The organism is Terriglobales bacterium (assembly GCA_035487355.1).
Lineage (GTDB): Bacteria > Acidobacteriota > Terriglobia > Terriglobales > Acidobacteriaceae > QIAW01.
This window is the reverse complement of the sequence record DATHMF010000077.1, coordinates 1-3,043: the sequence shown is the minus strand read 5'-3', so window position 1 is coordinate 3,043 and position 3,043 is coordinate 1. Positions and strand designations below refer to the sequence as shown.

Below are 3,043 nucleotides of genomic sequence, written 5' to 3'. Positions count from 1 at the left end.
ATCTGAGGCGCGCAGTAAATGACCAATCACGCTTTTAAATCGGCCAACTGTTAAGTGATACAGCCCTAGCAGCCGTCAGTAGCATCTCAGGTCATCGATGAGCCCCCAATTCAAAAGGCTTGAACAGATTTGTTTAACCTGATTCGACGGCATTGGTTTCTCCACTTTGGTACGCATCGATTGCTGTGGACCGATGGATTCTATGCGAACCTTAGAAATAGTTGTAAATCAGTCGGTGGCTCGTGTAGAGTCCTGCCAATTGCGGGAGATGGAGTATGGCAACCCGCCGAAACTTGAAAAGTCGACCCTATTGGCTGCCGGCGCCCTCGCCGCAGGGGCCACTGCCGCTGCTAACAGCGAGGCGCAGACTCAGCAACCTCAGGGCCCAAGAAGAAACAGCACATTTTGATGAGGAGTTCTTGGAGAACGGATGAGCCGACCCGCGCATCCTTTGTTTTTTCGTACGGGCTCGCGCTGGCCGATGCCGGGCATGACGTGCCGATATTTCTCACTCACGACGCTACGTACCTCATGCGCAAGGCTACGGTCGATATGGTCAAGCCCATCGGATGGCCTCCGCTGAGCGAGACGATGGCGAAGGTGGTAGCCAAAAGAATCCCAGTGTTTTCTTGAGGAGCCCACTCCTCGGCCCGTAGGGTCACGGAGGCAGACTCGAGCAGTTGGAACGCGCAATGGGGCACGGTTCCGATCTACGTTTCGCTGGTGGAATGTGCCGACCACGTCATCAGTGAATGAAGCCGCAGATGCTGTCGGGGAGCCGCCCTGTTTGGCGGCTTTTCTGCTCTTTATGCGCGGTGAAACTAGCACGTAAATTCTGCCCGCTTGCGTAATACGAGCAGTTGAAATTATTCGGGTGTTAGCGGGACTCGTAGCTCCTCTAAACACCGGAGAGTTGAATGAAACATCTGGCGTCGTTCTTTGTGCTTCTGCTGGCGATCGGTTCGTTATCCGCTCATCCCAAGCCCGAAGTTTTAATAGCAGGACTGGGTCAACATCATCACACGATCTCCACGAAAAGCCCCGAGGCGCAGCGCTTTTTCGATCAGGGACTGACACTCGTCTTCGGGTTCAACCACGAAGAAGCCGCCAGTTCGTTCCGGCGAGCTGCGGCGTTGGACCCTCAGTCAGCGATGGCGTTTTGGGGTATGGCACTGGCGCTGGGTCCGTGCATCAATAACAGTGATCTCGATCCACCGCATGAAAAAGCCGCGTACGAAGCCGAGCAGAAGGCGTTGTCACTCGCGTCCGGGGCGACGGAACGGGAGCGCGACTACATTCAAGCCTTGGCCAAACGCTACTCGGATGATCCCAAAGCTGATTTGAGGAAACTCGACACGGAATATGCGATTGCGATGCGAGAGCTCACGAAGCATTATCCAGATGACCTCGATGTTGCGACGCTCTATGCGGAGAGCCTGATGGATCTGCACCCTTGGAAGCTCTGGAGCCTCGACGGCCGTCCGACCCAAGGAACAGAAGAAATCCTTGCCGTGCTCGAATCCGTGTTGCGGCGCGATCCGAATCACCTTGGTGCAAATCACTATTACATCCATGCCACGGAAGCGTCGCCCCATCCGGAGTGGGCCCTCTCCAGTGCAAGGCGTTTGGAAACTCTCGCACCGGCGGCCGGGCATCTGGTCCATATGCCCGCGCATACCTATATGCGTGTAGGAGACTATTCGGCAGCGGCCCACAGCAATGCAGCTGGGGCAGATGCTGATCGTGCATATCTGCGGGAGAGCGGCACAACCGGCAGCATGTACGACATGATGTATTACTGCCACAATCTTCACTTCCTGGCCGCCAGCTACAGCATGGAGGGCGATTTTGCGCGCGCAAAGAAAGCTGCTGACCAGTTGGCTGTTCACGTCGCTCCCATGCTGCATGACATGCCTATAGCGGAGGTCTACGCTCCCTATCCAATTTTCGTACTAGTGCGCTTCCATCGCTGGGATGAAGTCCTGAAGCTGCCTCCACCTAACCCGAGCCTGTCCATGACGACGGGTTTCTGGCATTTCGCACGCGGAGCTGCGTTTGCCGCGAAGGGACAGGTTGCGATGGCAGAAGCCGAGCGAAAAATTCTGGAAAATGTACGTAAAGAAACGCCTGCCGATGTGGAGTTCAGTTTCTTTTTCAACAAGGCACAAACCTTTTTGGACCTTGCCACGAACGTCTTGGATGCTCGGATTTCCACTGCAAAAGGCGACCATGAGGCGGCAATCAAGTATTGGGAGCAGGCCGTGCAAATCGAGGACAGACTTAATTATGGTGAGCCGCCGGAATGGTTTTATCCAGTCCGCGAGTCCCTAGGTGCCGCATTGCTGCTGAATCGGCAATCGGAGCGGGCGGAAGCTGTGTTTCGCGCTGATCTAGGACAATACCCGCGAAATCCACGTTCGCTTTTCGGTCTGCTGAAGAGCCTGGAAGCCCAAAAAAGGATTTCCAGCATGGAAGAGGTTGGAAGAGAATTTGAAGCCGCCTGGAGAAACGCAGACGTACCACTTGAAATCGCAGATCTGTGAGCTACTGTCCACCGCGCTTCTCGCAAATTCACGGGCAACCGGAAAGCAATAGATCATGATGTTGAAAATTCCCACGCGAATCCAGCTCGAAAACTTCGTAACAAAGTTCGTAACAACCGTGCCCAAATCTGCCTGTTTGTGTTCACGAAAATGCTTGGGAAACCATTGAAACCATTGATCTGTGGGTTGCTGATTCAAAATCAGTAGGTTGAAGAATCACCTCCTGCGATTTGGCACTCCTGCTGAAAACATGGGGCTCCGCGGCCTTGGCGGCCTTTCCAATTCGGGGCAAAAAAAGGAAGAAGGGCACAGTTTAAGCGCGCCCTTCTTTGTTTGGAATGCGCAACTACTGAAGTCTTGCCAGCACCTCCACTCGTTCCTGTGGGAGACTGCGCGCCATGTCTTTAGCTACCTCCTTTTCGCGACTACTCTTCGGAAGTTGATGCCCGCGGGTTTCTCCGTTCACCCAGATCTGGGACAGGAAACGCTGGTTCCCGTAG

2 protein-coding genes are annotated in these 3,043 nt (G+C 54.4%); both read left to right on the top strand.

Annotation, left to right across the window (positions count from 1 at the left end):
- Nucleotides 1-408 precede the first annotated feature (408 nt).
- On the top strand, nt 409-633 hold the full coding sequence (locus VK738_14030) for a DsrE family protein (GenBank protein HTD23773.1): 225 nt from the start codon (nt 409-411) through the stop codon (nt 631-633).
- A gap of 284 nt (nt 634-917) precedes the next feature.
- Nucleotides 918-2,543, top strand: a complete 1,626-nt coding sequence (locus tag VK738_14025) for a hypothetical protein (GenBank protein HTD23772.1) — start codon at nt 918-920, stop codon at nt 2,541-2,543.
- Nucleotides 2,544-3,043 lie beyond the last annotated feature (500 nt).

Excerpts from the sequence above, each read along its gene's own strand:
- VK738_14030 (HTD23773.1), top strand. The coding sequence starts at position 409 with ATGAGGAGTTCTTGGAGAACGGATGAGCCGACCCGCGCATCCTTTGTT.
- VK738_14025 (HTD23772.1), top strand. The coding sequence starts at position 918 with ATGAAACATCTGGCGTCGTTCTTTGTGCTTCTGCTGGCGATCGGTTCG.